Origin of the sequence: Pseudomonas sp. 3HC3 (assembly GCF_044904505.1) — a bacterium.
GTDB lineage: Bacteria > Pseudomonadota > Gammaproteobacteria > Pseudomonadales > Pseudomonadaceae > Aquipseudomonas > Aquipseudomonas putida_Y.
Genome location: NZ_JADDRH010000001.1, coordinates 854,829 through 870,146, shown reverse-complemented (window position 1 = coordinate 870,146; position 15,318 = coordinate 854,829). Strand labels below are relative to the sequence as shown.

Annotated in this window: 19 protein-coding genes and 2 pseudogenes; 10 read left to right on the top strand and 11 right to left on the bottom strand. The window is 63.3% G+C overall.

Annotated elements, in window-relative coordinates:
- Positions 1–56: 56 nt before the first annotated feature.
- Positions 57–178: pseudogene (locus INQ47_RS04260) on the bottom strand (cupin domain-containing protein); the annotation flags it as partial.
- Between the two features lie 434 nt (positions 179–612).
- Here INQ47_RS04260 and INQ47_RS04255 point away from each other — a divergent pair.
- The 4 genes from INQ47_RS04255 (at position 613) to INQ47_RS04240 (ending at position 2,670) form a co-directional block, all read left to right on the top strand.
- The gene (locus INQ47_RS04255; RefSeq protein ID WP_404701179.1) at positions 613–1,497 is read left to right on the top strand and encodes an EamA family transporter; all 885 of its coding nucleotides are present in this window, start codon (positions 613–615) and stop codon (positions 1,495–1,497) included.
- 70 nt (positions 1,498–1,567) lie between these two features.
- Positions 1,568–1,888 (top strand): YbjQ family protein, encoded by a 321-nt coding sequence (locus tag INQ47_RS04250; RefSeq protein WP_404701178.1) that lies wholly within the window; start codon positions 1,568–1,570, stop codon positions 1,886–1,888.
- A gap of 138 nt (positions 1,889–2,026) precedes the next feature.
- Positions 2,027–2,215 carry a hypothetical protein gene (locus INQ47_RS04245; protein WP_021782365.1) on the top strand — a complete coding sequence of 63 codons (189 nt, stop codon included), beginning with the start codon at positions 2,027–2,029 and terminating at the stop codon, positions 2,213–2,215.
- 143 nt (positions 2,216–2,358) lie between these two features.
- Positions 2,359–2,670: a hypothetical protein gene (locus INQ47_RS04240; protein ID WP_252458530.1), complete on the top strand. Its 312-nt coding sequence runs from the start codon at positions 2,359–2,361 to the stop codon at positions 2,668–2,670.
- Between the two features lie 46 nt (positions 2,671–2,716).
- Here INQ47_RS04240 and INQ47_RS04235 read toward each other — a convergent pair whose 3' ends face one another.
- Positions 2,717–3,049, bottom strand: coding sequence for a hypothetical protein (locus INQ47_RS04235; RefSeq protein ID WP_003253895.1), 333 nt, complete (start codon positions 3,047–3,049; stop codon positions 2,717–2,719).
- A 300-nt stretch (positions 3,050–3,349) separates the two neighbouring features.
- Positions 3,350–4,492, bottom strand: coding sequence for a class C beta-lactamase (gene ampC / locus INQ47_RS04230; protein WP_404701177.1), 1,143 nt, complete (start codon positions 4,490–4,492; stop codon positions 3,350–3,352).
- A gap of 118 nt (positions 4,493–4,610) precedes the next feature.
- On the opposite strand from ampC, the gene INQ47_RS04225 reads away from it, so the two are divergent.
- Positions 4,611–5,600, top strand: a complete 990-nt coding sequence (locus tag INQ47_RS04225; protein ID WP_404701176.1) for a bile acid:sodium symporter family protein — start codon at positions 4,611–4,613, stop codon at positions 5,598–5,600.
- 270 nt (positions 5,601–5,870) lie between these two features.
- On the opposite strand, the gene INQ47_RS04220 is transcribed toward INQ47_RS04225, so the two are convergent.
- Positions 5,871–6,464, bottom strand: a complete 594-nt coding sequence (locus INQ47_RS04220; protein ID WP_021782369.1) for a DUF4157 domain-containing protein — start codon at positions 6,462–6,464, stop codon at positions 5,871–5,873.
- Entirely contained in the window at positions 6,451–7,014 is a 564-nt protein-coding gene (locus INQ47_RS04215) for a TetR/AcrR family transcriptional regulator (protein ID WP_252459714.1), read from the bottom strand. Before INQ47_RS04215 ends, INQ47_RS04220 begins: the two co-directional genes overlap by 14 nt.
- Positions 7,015–7,103: 89 nt before the next feature.
- Here INQ47_RS04215 and INQ47_RS04210 point away from each other — a divergent pair, with 89 nt between their 5' ends.
- On the top strand, positions 7,104–7,835 hold the full coding sequence (locus INQ47_RS04210; RefSeq protein ID WP_404701175.1) for an SDR family oxidoreductase: 732 nt from the start codon (positions 7,104–7,106) through the stop codon (positions 7,833–7,835).
- A 29-nt stretch (positions 7,836–7,864) separates the two neighbouring features.
- On the top strand, positions 7,865–8,479 hold the full coding sequence (locus INQ47_RS04205; RefSeq protein WP_404701174.1) for a 2-hydroxychromene-2-carboxylate isomerase: 615 nt from the start codon (positions 7,865–7,867) through the stop codon (positions 8,477–8,479).
- Here the strand turns inward: INQ47_RS04205 and INQ47_RS04200 are convergent.
- The 5 genes from INQ47_RS04200 to INQ47_RS04180 form a co-directional block, all read right to left on the bottom strand.
- Positions 8,452–8,751: a hypothetical protein gene (locus INQ47_RS04200; protein ID WP_404701173.1), complete on the bottom strand. Its 300-nt coding sequence runs from the start codon at positions 8,749–8,751 to the stop codon at positions 8,452–8,454. The two genes, INQ47_RS04205 and INQ47_RS04200, sit on opposite strands and share 28 nt — an antisense overlap.
- A gap of 2 nt (positions 8,752–8,753) precedes the next feature.
- Entirely contained in the window at positions 8,754–9,299 is a 546-nt protein-coding gene (locus tag INQ47_RS04195) for a cupin domain-containing protein (RefSeq protein ID WP_003248033.1), read from the bottom strand.
- Between the two features lie 81 nt (positions 9,300–9,380).
- Positions 9,381–10,586 carry an MFS transporter gene (locus INQ47_RS04190; RefSeq protein ID WP_404701172.1) on the bottom strand — a complete coding sequence of 402 codons (1,206 nt, stop codon included), beginning with the start codon at positions 10,584–10,586 and terminating at the stop codon, positions 9,381–9,383.
- An 81-nt stretch (positions 10,587–10,667) separates the two neighbouring features.
- Positions 10,668–11,201 (bottom strand): cytochrome b, encoded by a 534-nt coding sequence (locus INQ47_RS04185; protein WP_404701171.1) that lies wholly within the window; start codon positions 11,199–11,201, stop codon positions 10,668–10,670.
- The gene (locus INQ47_RS04180; RefSeq protein WP_103462420.1) at positions 11,198–12,250 is read right to left on the bottom strand and encodes a catalase family peroxidase; all 1,053 of its coding nucleotides are present in this window, start codon (positions 12,248–12,250) and stop codon (positions 11,198–11,200) included. The genes INQ47_RS04185 and INQ47_RS04180 overlap by 4 nt, the downstream gene beginning before the upstream one ends.
- Before the next feature lie 124 nt (positions 12,251–12,374).
- On the opposite strand from INQ47_RS04180, the gene INQ47_RS04175 reads away from it, so the two are divergent.
- Both INQ47_RS04175 and INQ47_RS04170 read left to right on the top strand, forming a co-directional pair.
- Positions 12,375–12,896 carry a sigma-70 family RNA polymerase sigma factor gene (locus INQ47_RS04175; RefSeq protein ID WP_021782377.1) on the top strand — a complete coding sequence of 174 codons (522 nt, stop codon included), beginning with the start codon at positions 12,375–12,377 and terminating at the stop codon, positions 12,894–12,896.
- Complete coding sequence (locus tag INQ47_RS04170) at positions 12,893–13,645, top strand: anti-sigma factor family protein (RefSeq protein ID WP_404701170.1); 753 nt, start codon at positions 12,893–12,895, stop codon at positions 13,643–13,645. The genes INQ47_RS04175 and INQ47_RS04170 overlap by 4 nt, the downstream gene beginning before the upstream one ends.
- 40 nt (positions 13,646–13,685) lie before the next feature.
- On the opposite strand, the gene xthA is transcribed toward INQ47_RS04170, so the two are convergent.
- On the bottom strand, positions 13,686–14,498 hold the full coding sequence (gene xthA, locus INQ47_RS04165) for an exodeoxyribonuclease III (RefSeq protein WP_404701169.1): 813 nt from the start codon (positions 14,496–14,498) through the stop codon (positions 13,686–13,688).
- 162 nt (positions 14,499–14,660) lie between these two features.
- On the opposite strand from xthA, the pseudogene INQ47_RS04160 reads away from it, so the two are divergent.
- A pseudogene (locus tag INQ47_RS04160) lies at positions 14,661–15,310 on the top strand (GNAT family N-acetyltransferase).
- Positions 15,311–15,318: the final 8 nt, after the last annotated feature.

Genomic DNA, 15,318 nt, shown 5'->3' with positions numbered 1-15,318 from the left:
GGACAAGGTAGACCGTATTGCCGGTCAACGGTATTACCAGTGCTTGCTGGAGTGCTTCAGAATGTTGGCGGCGTGATCCCCAGATCACCACGGCGTCCACTTCACCGGGGTTGCCGTAGCGGTGAGGTTCCTGGCTCGAGTAGCTGAAGCTGTCGCCTTCACTCAGCTGGAAATGCCGCAGGCGCGCACGTCTTCGACCTAGCCGCGTTCGGTCTTGTCCTGCATCGACGGATCGCAGATCAGCGCCTGGGTCATGCTGCACGCATCAGCCTGGCCGCGAGCCAGGACCAGCCCGGCTTCCTGGGCCTGATCCATTCGCCCGGTGAATGATCAGGCTGATGCCGCCGGCAGCGCGGTCGCGCTGGTAGGCGACCAGGTTGTTGGCGGGCAGGCAGGTATCGCCCGGTGGACATGATGCGGTTCTTCAAGTGTCTGCCGCGGACCTGCAGGCCTCGAACAGGTGAGGGAAGGCAGTCTGCATCAGCCGACAGCGGGCGGACGGAACAGTCACTGTAGTGCAACCATTGGTTTCAACTGTGCTGGTCCGTTTTTATGGAATGCCTTTATGCTGTAACGAAATATGTCTAAAAAAGCCTGCAGAAGGAAGTCGCAATGCCACTCAAGGACCTGCTTATCGCCCTGGTGGTGATTGTCGCCTGGGGAGTCAACTTTGTGGTCATCAAGGTTGGCCTCGACGGGCTGCCGCCGATGCTGCTGGGGGCATTGCGTTTCTTGCTGGTGGCGTTCCCGGCGATCTTGCTGGTCAGGCGGCCCAAACTGCCATGGCGCTGGCTGATCGCTTACGGTGCGACCATTTCACTGGGCCAGTTCGCGTTCCTGTTTCAGGCCATGTACAGCGGCATGCCGCCAGGGTTGGCTTCGTTGATCCTGCAGTCGCAAGCCTTCTTCACCCTCGGTTTTGCTGCGTTGTTTCTCGGTGAGCGGCTGCGCCTTGCCAGCGTGCTGGGGCTACTGGTGGCGGCCGGCGGCCTGGCACTGATCGGCAGCGAAGATGGCGGCCATGTGCCCATGCTGGCGTTGGTGCTGACCCTGTGTGGCGGTGCAATGTGGGGCCTGGGCAACATCATTACCCGGCGGTTCGGCTCGGTCGACCTGGTCGCATTGGTAATCTGGGGTGGGCTGGTACCGCCACTGCCATTCCTGGCACTGTCCTGGTGGCTGGAAGGCCCCGAGCGCATTGGACATGCCTTGGCCAATATCAGTTGGAGTTCGGTGCTGGCCCTGGCGTATCTGGCCTTTGTGGCCACCATGCTCGGCTACAGCCTGTGGAGCAAGTTGCTGTCGCGTCACCCGGCAGGCAAGGTGGCGCCGTTCTCGCTGCTGGTACCGGTGATTGGCCTGAGTTCGTCGGCTTTGCTGCTGGGAGAGCGCCTGACCGCTACGCAGGGCTGGGGTGCATTGCTAGTGATGGCCGGCCTGCTGGTGAATGTGTTTGGTGCGCGCATCGGTCAGCGTTTGCGGGCAGCCAACGCGTAAGGCGCTTCAATCTGCTGAGCTGCGCTCTGTTAGAATCGGCCTCTTTTTGCCAGGCCAACGGAGCGCATCCATGATCATTACCACCACCAGCCAGCTCGAAGGCCGCCCGATTGCCGAATACCTGGGCGTGGTCAGTTCCGAATCGGTGCAGGGCATCAACTTCGTGCGCGATTTCTTTACACGGTTTCGCGACTTCTTCGGCGGCCGTTCGCAAACCCTGGAAAGCGCGTTGCGCGAGGCCCGGGAGCAGGCCACGGAAGAACTTAAGGCCCGGGCACGACAGTTGCAAGCCGATGCGGTAGTGGGGGTGGACTTTGAGATCAGCATGCCGTCGGTACAGGGTGGCATGGTCGTGGTATTTGCTACCGGCACGGCAGTACGCCTGAAGTAAAGCCTGCGGCCATTGGTCGGCTACAAGGTTCTTGTCCGGTCGGTCCGCAAATGACCAGCTAGTCTCACTCTCACAGGCCGCGTTTCCTGGGCAACTTGTCTGGTTGCCGGCGCGACCGCCACTGGAGGGACACTGGGCATGAGCGAATCCTTTTTCGAAGACCTGAACGATGCGTTCCCGATCAACAGCCAGGTGCGTTGCGGCCAGGCTGCATTTCGCCTGGGTTTCGCCCACATGACGCTGGATGATTCCGAACAGCTCCAGCCTGCACATTTGCAGCGCAGCAAAAAAGGCCGCTTCATGCCGCGGGTACCGATCAAGAAGTGATCCCGCGTCTGCACACGCCCCCCGCCCAACGGCGGGGTTTTTATTGCCATTCGTTGATCCGCCTCATGGTATTGCCCGGTAGCGCTCGCCGGATGGCCCGGCCTGTGGTTTTCTGACGCGGCATTCCAGCGACGGAGGATTGAATGCTCATGCGAGTCAGGGAAGAAACCTATTGGCAGTGGGCTGACGCACAGTTGCACAGCCGCTGCCACGATGAAGCACTCAGCGACGGCACCACACTGGACGTGCAGGTGCGCTTGTCGCGGCTGGGGGCGACGCAGTTATTTCTGGGGTTGTACGCCGGGGATGGGCGGGCGGTGCTGGAAGAGTATTACCCTGCGCTGCCGGGCGAGACCATGACCCGTGCGCTGGTGTGGGGTGTCGACCGCGCCCGGGCGATGGCAACGGGCGCCTTGCCTTTGCCGGAAACCCGCTTGCAGCGGCGCCAGGCATGAAAAAGCCCGGCCTGTGCGGGCCGGGCTCTGGTAACGGTGCGAACCCTCAATTCAGCGGTTCAATCACCTTGACTGCCTGCTGCTCACGGGCAGCGGGCCATTCTTGTTGCAGGGTCTGCAGCACGCGGCCGACGAATTCGGTGTCGGCGGCGGCTTTCTTGCCGACGTAGCCTTGGCCACGGCGGTAGACCTTGAAGCGGGCACGCATGCTGGGCAGGTGCTCTTCAAATTCATCTTCGACGGTGTTCGGTGGCAGGCGGTCGAGGCGCACTTCACCGGTTTGGCTAACCCACAGCAGATGGTCGTCAAGGCTGTCCTTGCGCACGGCAAACAGCTGGGCCAATTGGTCGATAGTCGGATTGTTGTTCAAGTTCATCATAAAGCCCCCATTACCCATTCATAGGTGATTTTCACAGTTGGCGCTATCACGGTGTAGCGCACTACCAAGGCTGCTACAGCAGCATCGCAACAGGGGCTTTCTCACGCTGCCTTTTGGACAGTTTCCCTCTCCACGGACGGCCTGCGTTACCGCGCAGGCCGTCTGGAACACCCTTGCCACCGCTCCCGATCGGGGAGACGGCTTCATCATGCCCAAGCGCGCTGAACGGCGTCAACCGTTTTGTAGTGATTTTTTTTGATCACTACATTCTGTCGTTTTGTCCGACAATCACAGCTGGCGTTATAAGCCGGAAAGGATGTCGAAGGCGGCTTGCACCCGCGCTTGGTTGGGGTAATTCCGATTGGCCAGCAACACGACTGCCAGCTGTTCTGCGGGCACAAACGCGGCGTACGCGCCGAAGCCATTGGTGGAACCAGTCTTGTTGTACCAGGCTGCCGGTAGCGCGGGCAGGGCCGGCTGCAAGCGAGTGGTTGCCTGCGGTTCACGGATCAGCAGCGAGCTGTTGCCATCGATTAGTGTGCGCAGCGTGACCGGGTAGGGGTAGCGTTCCCAGCCCAGGCCTTGCGTCATGGCGCCGACCTGGAAATAGCCTTGCTGGGTAATGGCGGTGGCTTTCACCAGGGCCGGTGGCAGGCCCTGCGGCTGCATGTGCAGGCGCACATAGCGCAGCAGGTCGCTGGCGCTGGTTTTGATGCCGTAGGCCTCGTCGGCGTAAGGGCCCGGACCCACGCGCACCGGCTTGTCGGCGGCGTCATACCCTTGGGCATAAAGGCCCTGGGCGCTGGCCGGAACCTGAAGGTAGGTATTTTTCAGGCCCATCTTCGTCAGCAGGCCCTCACTCATCAGCGTGGAAAACGGTTGGTGCTGCGCACGGGCGGCCAGGTCACCGAACAAACCCAGGCTGGGGTTCGAGTAGCAGCGCTGGGTGCCGGGTTTGACGCGAGGTTGCCAGTGGCGGAAGAAATCAACTACCTGTTGCGGCGTTTGCACAGTGTCGGGGAACTGCAGTGGCAGGCAGTCGGCGCTATAGGCGCCCAGTTCCAGCACCGTCGCGTCGCCGATGGGGGCGCCGGCCAGTGCCGGGTGATAGCGCTTGGCCGGTGCCTGGAGGTCAAGCTTGCCCTCGGCGCTGGCAAGCGCGGCCAGGGTGGCAGTGTAGGTCTTGCTCAGCGAACCGATCTCGAACAGCGTATCGCGGCTCACCGGTACGTTGTCGGCCTTGCTGGCCACGCCGTAGCTGAAGTAATGCGCGTGGTCGCGTGCATAGATGGCCACAGCCATGCCGGTGATGCCTTGTTCCTGCATGAGTGGGCGGATGATCTGGTCGACCTTGGCCTGTAACTGGTCGTCGGCCTGGGCGCTGGCATGGCCCAAAGCAAAGGTAATGGCGGCTGCAAGTGCAGCCAGACGTGGGCGGAGCATGGTGGGTCCTTTTGTGGAGCGTGTCCGTTGAGCGATACCACTCGGGGTTCCGGCGTTAGCGACGGAGAGCCAAAGACCTTATCGTCTGCCCAGCCACAATGACAAGATGGATACAGTGATGAAGTATTTGCGAATGTTATTTGACAATTTCACCCTGGCCTTGCTCGGCGTGGTAGTCATCGCCACCGTGCTGCCTTGTTCGGGCGATGGCGCGGTGTATTTCGGCTGGCTGACCAATCTGGCCATTGGCCTGTTGTTCTTCCTGCATGGCGCCAAACTGTCGCGTGAAGCCATCATTACCGGTGCCGGGCACTGGCGCCTGCACCTACTGGTGTTCTCCTGTACTTTCGCATTGTTCCCGCTGCTGGGCCTGGCGTTCAAACCACTGTTCGTACCGCTGGTAGGTAACGAGCTTTACCTGGGCGTCCTGTACCTGTGTGCCTTGCCTGCAACCGTGCAGTCGGCCATTGCCTTTACTTCGCTGGCCCGCGGCAACGTGCCAGCGGCCATCTGCAGCGCGGCGGCCTCCAGCCTGCTGGGTATCTTCCTCACACCGTTGCTGGTGATGTTGTTGCTGGGTGCCAGTGGTGATACGGGGTCCGGCCTGGATGCGGTATTGAAGATCACTTTGCAGCTGCTGGTGCCGTTCGTTGCCGGGCAGATCGCGCGGCGCTGGATCGGTGCCTGGGTCAAGCGCAATGCCCGCTGGCTCAAGGTGGTAGACCAGGGTTCGATCCTGCTGGTGGTGTACACCGCCTTCAGTGAGGCCGTGGTTACCGGGCTGTGGCACACCGTATCGCCGCAGCACCTGGCGGGGTTGTTCGTGGTGTGCGCAATTCTGCTGGCAGTGGTGCTGTTTGGCACACGCATGCTTGGCAAGGCGCTGGGCTTCGACCTTGAGGATCGCATCACCATCCTGTTTGCCGGCTCCAAGAAAAGCCTGGCCACGGGGGTGCCCATGGCCCAGGTGTTGTTTGTGGGCAGTGGCATTGGCGCGATGATCTTGCCGCTAATGCTGTTCCACCAGATACAGCTGATGGTGTGTGCTGTGCTGGCGCAGCGTTATGCCAGCCGAGAGCAGGTGGTGGAGGCTTCGGCGGTGTCTTGAGCGCCTTTACGTTCCCATGTAGATGCTGTGTTGGCGGTCAAGCTTTTCTGCGGTGCTGAGAGCTGAAAAGCTTGGTCGTACAAAGGGTTGATACCCGCGAAGAGGCCAGGGCTGCTGGCCAATCTCCACCCATCGTTCACCGTTGCCGCCGCTACCGTATTCGCGGGTAAACCCGCTCCTACCTTGGTTTGCGCTAACGGCTGAATTTTGCGCCGGGCAAGACAGGCGCTGTAGATGTGGAGCGCAATGGCAGCGATCAGCGATCAGCGATCAGCGGGCCTGGCCTGAACGACGCTCGCGCAGCGCCTTGCCGACTTCGGCCTCGATCTTGTAGGCCGGCCCCTCCAGGTCGTCGAAGTTGCGCGTATAGCGTCGGGCAAACTCCTCCACGCCCAGTTCCTGATACTGCTGCACATGCTTGAGCTCGTGCGCCCACAAGGCAACGTTGTCCTCGGCATCGGCGGCCCGGCGGAAGATGATCGTGTCGATCAGTGTAACGGCGTTCACATCGGGGTTCTGCAATAGCGCATTGGCTGCGCTCATTTGTTGCTCATCCCCCACCCGAAAGCGCGCCGCGTCGAGCACGGCAAAGTCATACCAAGGTTCAAGCTGCGCCCGAATATGCAACGGAATCGGCTGCACACCGCTGGCCGTGGCTTCGTCGCGGGCCTGGCGCAAGGCGTAGGTCAGGCTGGACGAGGCCATGACCTCCACATCCTTTAGGATCTGCCCGGCCTGGCCTGGGTCGATCGGAGCGCAGAAACAGCCCATCAGGCACACCTGATACTGCCCGGGCGGGCAGGCCTGTTCGGCATGCGCTGGCAGGGCCAGCAGCAACCCCAGCAGCGCACTAATCCGCCTCATGCAGGGCCTGTTCGACAAACTGGCGGCTGGCGCCCAATACCTGCGCTTGCACGCTTTCACTGGCCAGCATGCGCCCGACCAGCAATGCCCCTACGCACTGGCTGATCAGCACCCAGGCCAGTTGCTCATCCTCCAGGGTTGTGCTCCAGGCCTGGTGCAGTTCTACCAGCCAGTGCTCCGCCACTTCACGCACCGGCGTGTCGGCCCGGGCGATTTCCACACCCAGCGGCGGCAGCGGGCATCCACCTTCGGCATTGCGCAGATGGGCCAGGCTCAGGTACTGCTGCAGGCAGCGGCCCAGGCGTTCGCGGTTGGCGCCTTGGCAGGCCAGGCGTACCAGTGGGCTGTTGCTCAGTTCCTGGCGTACCACCTCGGTAAACAGGTCGTCCTTGGACGGGAAGTGGTTGTAGAAGGCTCCGCCGGTCAGGCCGATCGCTTTCATCAGCCCGGCCACGCCGGTACTGGCAAACCCCCCGCGCTTGGCCAGCGCGCCGCTGCTGGCCAGCAGCCGTTCGCGGGTTTGCTGTTTGTGTTCGTTGGAATAGCGCATTCACATGCCTCGACAGACAGGCTTGACGATGACCGCGATCATAGCATAGCGTTCGTTTACTAAACGATCATTTACCCATGGAGGCAGGCATGTCAGAACAACAAAAAGTCGTGCTGGTGATCGGGGCGGGCGACGCCACTGGGGGCGAAATCGCCAAGCGCTTTGCGCGTGAGGGTTACATTGCCTGCGTAACCCGGCGCCAGGCCGACAAACTGCAGCCGCTGCTGGAGGAAATACAGGCCGCTGGCGGCCAGGCCTACGGTTTTGGCTCTGATGCGCGCAAGGAAGAGGAGGTGGCCGCGCTGGTGGAGACTATCGAGCGTGATATAGGCCCGATTGAGGCATTTATCTTCAATATCGGTGCGAATGTACCGTGCAGCATCCTCGAGGAAACCCCGCGCAAGTACTTCAAGATTTGGGAAATGGCCTGCTTTGCCGGCTTCCTCACCGCGCAGGCGGTGGCCCGGCGCATGGTTCAGCGAGAGCGTGGCACCCTCCTGTTCACCGGTGCTACAGCCGGCACCCGCGGCGCAGCCGGTTTTGCCGCCTTCGCCGGGGCCAAGCATGGCTTGCGTGCCCTGGCACAGAGCATGGCGCGCGAGTTGGGGCCACGCAACATCCATGTCGCCCATGTGGTGGTGGACGGTGCCATCGACACGGCCTTCATCCGCGACAGCTTCCCCGAGCGCTATGCCCTCAAGGACCAGGATGGCATCCTTGACCCGGCGCATATTGCCGACAGTTACTGGTTCCTGCACGCCCAGCCCCGCGACGCCTGGACTTTCGAGCTGGACCTGCGCCCCTGGATGGAACGCTGGTAACCCCCCGTTGACACGCAAGGACCGTAACCATGCACACGTCTGTCGATTTCTTTTTTGACCTGGGCAGCCCGGCCAGTTACCTGGCCTGGACCCAACTGCCGAACCTGTGTGCCCGCCAGGGCGCCACGCTGCGCTACCGGCCAATGCTGCTTGGCGGGGTTTTCCAGGCTACCGGCAATGCTTCGCCGGCCATGATCCCGGCCAAAGGGCGCTACATGTTCACCGACCTGGCCCGCTTTGCCGAACGCTATGGAGTGCCGTTCGGGATGCCGCCGGGCTTCCCGGTCAATACCCTGACTTTGATGCGTGGCGTGATGGGTACCCAGTTGCATTCACCGGATCGGTTCGAGGCATTGCTAACGGTGCTGTTCACCGGGCTGTGGGTACTGCGCCGCAACCTGAGCGACAGCGCTGTGCTGAATGAAACACTCGCGCAGGCAGGCTTCGACCCGAAGGTTTTTCATGCCCTGGCCGCTGACAGCGAAGTAAAAGCAGCGCTAAAGCAGGCGACCGAGGCCGCTGTGGCGCGCGGGGTGTTTGGCGCGCCCACCTGTTTTGTCGGTGATGGGATGTTCTTCGGCCAGGACCGCCTGGACTTTGTCGAGGAGGCGCTGCGTCAAAGGGCCAGCAGCCTCTCCAGCTGAGTGCGCTCCCACAGGCTGAGCAGGTCGGTGGGGTTGGTGCCATAGCGCTGCCAGTGCTCGAGCCCGGCCTGTTCGCCGCTGGGGGCTTGGCAATGAACGCAATGCGCCAAGCCTTCAGCATCCAGAGTCAACGTCAGTTGCCAGCCCTGGATGCCGACATCGACCAGGCCGCCATCGCGGCGTGCAGCCACCTCAAGATGATGCACGCCAAGGGCCACATTGCGCAGGCACTGGTAGACTTCCCGGGCGCTCGGTGAACGTCTGTGGATCAAGATCAGAAATTCGCCGGCGTGTTGGCGCTGATGATCTCGGCCTCATCCGGGCCGATGTTCTTGAAACTGTGCGGCAGGGTGGTGGGGATGTAGTAGCCGTCGCCCGAGTTGAGCACGCTGACCTGGCCGTCGACCCACAGCTCGACGGTACCACGGGTGACCAGCCCGCATTCTTCGCCTTCAGCATGCACGATCGGCTCGCCAGAGTCGGCGCCGGGTGCATACAGCTCACGCAGCATGCGCATTTGCCGGCCTTCGACACTGGCACCGACCAGCAGCATGCGCAGGCCATTGCGGCCCAGGTCGGGTTGTTCGCCACCACGGAATACGTAGCGCTCTTCACGCACCGGCTCGTCGAAGCTGAAAAACTCCGCCAGGCTCATGGGAATGCCCTCGAGCAGTTTTTTCAGGGAGCTGACCGAAGGGCTGACGCGATTCTGCTCGATCTGCGAGATCGTCGAATTGGTCAGCCCGCTGCGGCGGGCCAATTCCCGTTGGGAGAGGTTGTTGCGTTCACGCACCAGTTTGAGTCGCGTCCCCGTGTCCATAGCCGCCTTGTAATCAGAGGTGTCAATAATAATGAGCGATGCGCATTAAAACACACTCTGCGCCCTTGCGCGCTGTGCTTCTCAAACCCGCTGCTCACGCGGCATTGGCCACAGCCCGACCAGCAGCAACAGCACGGCCACGGCCAAGAATGGCAAGCGTGGATCAAGGGCATACACCAAGGTACCGGCGAGCGGCCCGATCACCGCGCCCATGCCTTGGGCGGCGCCAATGGAACCGGCTGTGGCGCCTTGCTCGGAGGCCTGCATGGCATTGGCTGCCAGTGCCGAAAACGCCGGGAACACGAAGCCCATGCCCGCTGCCGCAACAAAATAGCAAGCCCACAGCCAGGGGGCCGTGGTGGCCAGCGAGCCGCAGGCAAAGCCCAGTGCCGATACCGTGGCCCCCACCCGGATCATCTTCAGCGGTGGCCACTCCAGTTGGCGCAGGATCACCTGTGCCAGCATCAGTGCCACACCCACGGTGGTCAGGGCGATGCCTGCCGCCTGGGCCGCTTCGGCAGGGCCCAGATGCAAGCGGTCAAGGGCAAAGAAGCCGACGATGATCTGCGACACGGTCACACTGAGCATGGCGCTGAATGCCACCAGCAGCGGCCGGCGCAGGCGCGGGTCGTTCAGCCGCACCGGGCTGGGGGCGTGGCTGTGCGGCAGCGCCTGTGGTTTGAGGGTAAAGAACAGCACCAGAAAGGCAGTTGCCGGCAGTAGCGACATGATATGGAACGGCAGGCTCAGGCTGTGCCGCGCCAGCAGTGCGGCCAGTGCTGGCCCGACCACCAGGCCGACGGCGTTGGCCGCCCCCAGTGAAGCCATGGCCCGCGCCCGGCGCTGCGGCTCGACATGGTCGGCGATCAGCGCATTGCAGCCTACCGGGATGGCGGCATAGAAGGCGCCGATGCAACCGCGCGCGATCATCAGGCCGACGAACGCCAAGGTTGCCCCCGGCAGCCAGCGCAGTGCACCTTCGACAAACAGGCACAGCAGCCAGTACGCCAGGGTAAAGCCGGCGCAGCCCAGTAGCAGGATGCGTCGACGGCCCAGGCGGTCTGCCGCGCGGCCCCAAGGCCGGGCCAGCAGCACCCAGACCACGCCGGCCACGGTTATGGCGGCGCCGGCTTGCCAGGTGGCCATGCCAAGCTGGCGGGCTATTGGGCCGATCAGGGCGACGAAGGCCATCATCGACATGGTGCAGGCCATGTTGGCCAGCAGCAGCGGGCGCAAGTTCAGGGTGCTGGCAGGCAGCAGGGTTGCAGGATCCTTTGCGACGTTCATGGGCAGTCCAAGGCAGAGTGGTAAACAAACCGATATTATTAAGAATCATTATCGATTGTCGAACCCCTGGGCCGCTGCCGTTCATTCGCTGCGGCGCAAGGGGCCAGGCCACATGCTACGCAACACACCGTCGCGGCGCACCCACGCGTGCATCAAGGCTGCACCCACATGCACCAGCACCGTGGCGAAAAGCAGGTAGCCCGCCCAGCCGTGGGCCTGGCGCAACACGGCATACAGTTGAAGGTTGTGGGGGGCAATGGCGGGCAAGCCGAGCGGGCGCGGGTAATCGCCGGCCGACAGCATGGCCCAGCCCAGCAGCGGCATGGCCAGCATCAGGCCATAGAGCAGCAGATGCGAGGCCCCGGCGGCCCACCGCTGCAGTTTTGGCAGGTCGTTCGGCAGGGGCGGGTGGGGTACGGTCAGGCGCACAGCGATGCGCAGCACCACCAGCACCAGCAGGGCCAGGCCGGTGGCCTTGTGCAGGCTGATCAGCACCGGGTGGCGTAGCGACAGGTCGGCGACCATGCTCACACCGATGAACAACATGGCCAGTATGAGCACGGCCATCAGCCAATGCAGCAGACGGGCGAAAGGGTGGAAGGCTTCAGGTTTCATGGCTTGGCTCCGGTGCTGAGCGATTCGCGGCTACGGCGGTTGAACGATTCCGAATAGGCGGCCGAGCGGGCGGCGAGGATCGGGTCGGCCGATGCCTCTATACCGCGCGGCAGGATCAGCGGGTCGAAGTTGAGGTCGCGGCAGGCCCCTTGCTCGGGGGCATCTACCTGTTCCAGCACCAGGGTGCCGGCGTCCACGCTGCGCCGCTCGGTGGGCCACGGCCGGGCAGGGTCGTCCACGGCGTCGCCCGGTTCGGCCAGCACCAGACGCAGCTTCCAGCGCAACGGGCCTTGGGCAAGGCGTTGCTGCAAGTCGTGTTGCAGGAATTGCTTGTCATCAACCTGGGTGGGCAATGCCGCAAATGCAGTTTGTGGCTCAAGCTGCCAACGCACCGGGTGGGCCGCGCCAGCTGCGTCGATCAGGCGGAAGGCATTGATACTGTGGTATTGCGTGTTGGCGAAGCTGTCGCTGGGTTTGTAGCCCGCCGCCCATTGGCGAAACGCCGCGCTTTCCGGGTGGGCGGCAAAGAACGCCTGCAGCTTGCCAGGGTCCGGTTTGCCGGTAGCCGGGTCTGGTGTGCTCGCCAGTACTTGCTGGTAGAACGCTTGCGGCGTGCTGACTGCCAGCACCGGTGGGTTGTTCATGCCCGTCCGCCAGACCTGACCGTCGTCGGTGCTTAGCTGAATCGCCAGGCTGCGTACGGGTATAGCGGTATCCGGGGCGAACGGGTTGGCACCGCCGATGGCAAAACGGCCCACCACCGGTACCCTTTGCTGGCTGAAGGCGCGCGCCGTGGACAGATTGGCGGCCTGCCCGCTGGCCTGGAAGTAGCCGCTCACGCACAAGCCCTTGGCGTGGTTCTTGCGGTAGCCCGGGTAATGCCCGGCCTGGGCTTCGAAGGTGTCGATGATGCGCTGTGGCGTCAGCCGGGGTTCGCCGAGCCAGCCGGCGGCATAGGCAAAGCCGGCACCTGCGGCCAGCATCACGCCGCCAATGGCGGCCAGGCGCAAGGCTTTGGCCGGGCCGTGCAAGGGTGTGTTCATGGTCATTGTCCGGTTCAGTGAAGGTGCCAGTACGACGGGGCAGGGAAAAAGTTATTCCCTCATCGGGAATAGAATTTGTTCACAGGCGTCTGCCCTTTACACTGACAACCCCAGAGGCCGGTACCTGACCATGCACGATTTGGACGACCACCAGTGGCGCGAGCTGCTGGCCCGCCTGCGCCGCTTTGCCGTGTGGCTGACCCGCGAGCCGGGCAGCGCCGACGACCTGGTGCAGGCGACGGTCGAGCGGGCCCTGAGCCGCCGCGACCAGCAGCGCGACGCCGATGCCCTGCGTGCCTGGCTGTTCACCATCCTTTATCGACAATTCCTCGACGGTAAGCGCCGCGAACGCTTGCATGCGCGCTGGCTGTCCTGGTTCGGCCGCAACGAGCGCGACGAAGAGCCGGCGGGTGACAACATCGAAGCCATCGTCCTGGCCCAGGCTGATCTGCAGGCCTTTGCCCGGCTGTCGGCGGAGCAGCGTGCCTTGTTGCTGCTGGTCAGCATCGAAGGCTTGAGTTACAAGGAGGCCGCCCAGGCTTTGGGCATCCCCATCGGCACTGTGATGTCGCGCCTTTCGCGCGCGCGCAATGCCTTGCGCGAACTGACCGAGGGCAACCCCCAGCCCCCGGCCTTGCGGAGACTGAAATGACGCGCCTGATCCCCAGCGATGATGAATTGCACGCTTACGTCGATGAGCGCCTGGAACCTGTGCGCCGGGCCGAGGTGCAGGCCTGGCTGGCGGCCAACCCGCAAGCTGCGGCACGGGTGGAAGGCTGGCGCGCCGATGCCCGGCGGCTGCGTGCAGCGCTGGCCGGATTGGGCGAACTGCCCGGTGCGGCGCAGTTGGACCTTGGCCAGTTGCGTCGGCAATTGCGCCAGCGTCGGCAGCGACGCTGGGCTGCGGCGGCGGTGGTGATGCTGGCGTTGGGTGTGGGTGGCTTGGGCGGCTGGCAAGTGCGCGATGCAACCCTTGCACGAGCCGACCTGCCGATGGCTGATGCTGTTCAGGCGCACCGTTTGTTCGCCGGCAGTGAAGCACTGGATATCCAGGCCAGTGATCCTGGGCAGTTGCGCGACTGGCTGGGGCGCCATTTCAGCCGGGTGGGCCAGTTACCCGACCTGGCAGGCTACGGCTTCAAGCCAGTGGGCGCGCGCTTGCTCAGCAACGAGCAAGGGCCGGCGGCGCTGCTGGTGTTCGAGGATGGCAAGGGCCAGCGCATCAGCCTGTTCCTGCGCTCGCCGGGCGACCTTTATCGGCGCATGCCGGACGGGCAACGGGTCGATGGCCAGCTGGAGGCGCGGTACTGGTCGCATGGGGCTTATAACTTTGCCTTGGTCAGCGCAGCGGACGATGTGCGTGGGGCGGGGGTGGGGGAGGCGTTGAGGCTGGGGTTGTAAGTGTGGGCCCAAGGTGTGCAACGTGGGCCCACCACCAGAATCAGCTCAGTTCCAGCCAGATCGGCGCATGGTCCGACGGCTTTTCCATCCCGCGCAGTTCATAGTCCACCCCCGCTGCCTTGATGCGCGGCACCAGCGATTGCGAGGCCATGATCAGGTCGATGCGCAGGCCGCGCTTGGGCTCGTCCTCGAAGCCGCGGCTTCGGTAGTCGAACCAGCTGAAACGGTCTGTCACCTCCGGGTACAGGTGGCGGAAGCTGTCTACCAACCCCCAGCCTTTCAAACGTTCCATCCACTCACGCTCTTCCGGCAGGAAGCTGCACTTGCCGGTCTTCAGCCAGCGTTTGGCATTGTCCGGGCCGATGCCGATATCACAGTCTTGCGGCGAGATGTTCATGTCGCCCATCACCAGCACTGGATGGTCGTTGCGGAACTGGCTTTCCAGCAGTGCCTGCAGGTCGCTGTAGAAGCGCTGCTTGGCCGGGAACTTGGTGGGGTGGTCGCGGCTTTCGCCCTGGGGAAAATAGCCGTTCATGATGGTGATCGGGCTGCCGTCGGCATCGGCGAAGGTACCCCAGATGAAGCGGCGCTGGGCGTCTTCTTCGTCAGTGGCAAAGCCCTTGTGCAGGCTCAGCGGTGCCTGGCGCGACAGCAGGGCCACGCCGTAATGGCCTTTCTGGCCGTGATAGTGCACGTGATAACCCAGTGCCTGCACGTCGGCCAGCGGGAACTGATCGTCGCTGACCTTGGTTTCCTGCAGGCCGATCACGTCCGGCTGGTGCTTTTCGATCAGCGCCGCCAGCTGATGCGGGCGGGCCCGCAGGCCGTTGATGTTGAAACAGACGATCTTCATGGAAAGATGATCCCGGTAAAAGGCGCGATGCTAGCCGACATCGACCTTCATCACCAGCATGGCGGCCAGGCGAGCCTGCTGCTAACGTGCTGTTGGGGGTGAACGAAGCGCGCAGGGGCACCTCCAAGGCACAGTATGCCCATTCCAGGAGGTCTGCCCGTAATGCCCGAAACCACAGCCGCCCCGGCCCGTGTCTGCCTGCTCGATGATGGTTACAGCCGCGAGGCGCGTTCGCTGTTGTACAACGCCTACCGCCACGAGCCCACCTCGCCTATATCTTCGAAGCCCAGCGCCCGGGGTATGAGCGGCGCCTGCGGGTGATGGTGCGCGAATGGGTGCGCCAGCACTTCTACCTGCAACTGCCCGCCATCGGCCTGCTGGTCGAGGACCGCCTGATTGCCCTGGCCCTGATCGTGCCGCCGCAGCGCCGGCTGGGCGTGGCCGACAGCTGGGCCTGGCGTCTGCGCATGATGCTGGGGACCGGCCTGCGCTGTACGCGGCGCTACATGGACTACCAGGCCGCGTTGGCCGCCTGCCTGCCCACTGACCAGGTGCATGTGCTGCCGTTGCTGGGCGTGCATCCGCAATTTCAGGGCAAGCACTACGGCGAGCAATTGTTACAAGCTGTGCACGACTGGTGCGCGGAAGACCCGGGTACCCAAGGGGTGGTGTTGGACACCGGTAACGAGCACTACCTGGCTTTTTACCAGCGCCAGGGTTATGAGGAGATTGGTGAGGTAGCTGTAGGACCGATCCGAGAGAGGGTGTTCTTTCATCCTAATCCAGTCTCTTCCAAACCCGCTTTTGCCTGAACAGGCCG

What these genes read in the sequence shown, in the direction of transcription:
- INQ47_RS04255 (WP_404701179.1), top strand. Translation starts at nt 613, where the DNA reads ATGCCACTCAAGGACCTGCTTATCGCCCTGGTGGTGATTGTCGCCTGG.
- INQ47_RS04250 (WP_404701178.1), top strand. Translation starts at nt 1,568, where the DNA reads ATGATCATTACCACCACCAGCCAGCTCGAAGGCCGCCCGATTGCCGAA.
- INQ47_RS04245 (WP_021782365.1), top strand. Translation starts at nt 2,027, where the DNA reads ATGAGCGAATCCTTTTTCGAAGACCTGAACGATGCGTTCCCGATCAAC.
- INQ47_RS04240 (WP_252458530.1), top strand. Translation starts at nt 2,359, where the DNA reads ATGCTCATGCGAGTCAGGGAAGAAACCTATTGGCAGTGGGCTGACGCA.
- INQ47_RS04235 (WP_003253895.1), bottom strand. Translation starts at nt 3,049, where the DNA reads ATGATGAACTTGAACAACAATCCGACTATCGACCAATTGGCCCAGCTG.
- ampC (WP_404701177.1), bottom strand. Translation starts at nt 4,492, where the DNA reads ATGCTCCGCCCACGTCTGGCTGCACTTGCAGCCGCCATTACCTTTGCT.
- INQ47_RS04225 (WP_404701176.1), top strand. Translation starts at nt 4,611, where the DNA reads ATGAAGTATTTGCGAATGTTATTTGACAATTTCACCCTGGCCTTGCTC.
- INQ47_RS04220 (WP_021782369.1), bottom strand. Translation starts at nt 6,464, where the DNA reads ATGAGGCGGATTAGTGCGCTGCTGGGGTTGCTGCTGGCCCTGCCAGCG.
- INQ47_RS04215 (WP_252459714.1), bottom strand. Translation starts at nt 7,014, where the DNA reads ATGCGCTATTCCAACGAACACAAACAGCAAACCCGCGAACGGCTGCTG.
- INQ47_RS04210 (WP_404701175.1), top strand. Translation starts at nt 7,104, where the DNA reads ATGTCAGAACAACAAAAAGTCGTGCTGGTGATCGGGGCGGGCGACGCC.
- INQ47_RS04205 (WP_404701174.1), top strand. Translation starts at nt 7,865, where the DNA reads ATGCACACGTCTGTCGATTTCTTTTTTGACCTGGGCAGCCCGGCCAGT.
- INQ47_RS04195 (WP_003248033.1), bottom strand. Translation starts at nt 9,299, where the DNA reads ATGGACACGGGGACGCGACTCAAACTGGTGCGTGAACGCAACAACCTC.
- INQ47_RS04190 (WP_404701172.1), bottom strand. Translation starts at nt 10,586, where the DNA reads ATGAACGTCGCAAAGGATCCTGCAACCCTGCTGCCTGCCAGCACCCTG.
- INQ47_RS04185 (WP_404701171.1), bottom strand. Translation starts at nt 11,201, where the DNA reads ATGAAACCTGAAGCCTTCCACCCTTTCGCCCGTCTGCTGCATTGGCTG.
- INQ47_RS04180 (WP_103462420.1), bottom strand. Translation starts at nt 12,250, where the DNA reads ATGACCATGAACACACCCTTGCACGGCCCGGCCAAAGCCTTGCGCCTG.
- INQ47_RS04175 (WP_021782377.1), top strand. Translation starts at nt 12,375, where the DNA reads ATGCACGATTTGGACGACCACCAGTGGCGCGAGCTGCTGGCCCGCCTG.
- INQ47_RS04170 (WP_404701170.1), top strand. Translation starts at nt 12,893, where the DNA reads ATGACGCGCCTGATCCCCAGCGATGATGAATTGCACGCTTACGTCGAT.
- xthA (WP_404701169.1), bottom strand. Translation starts at nt 14,498, where the DNA reads ATGAAGATCGTCTGTTTCAACATCAACGGCCTGCGGGCCCGCCCGCAT.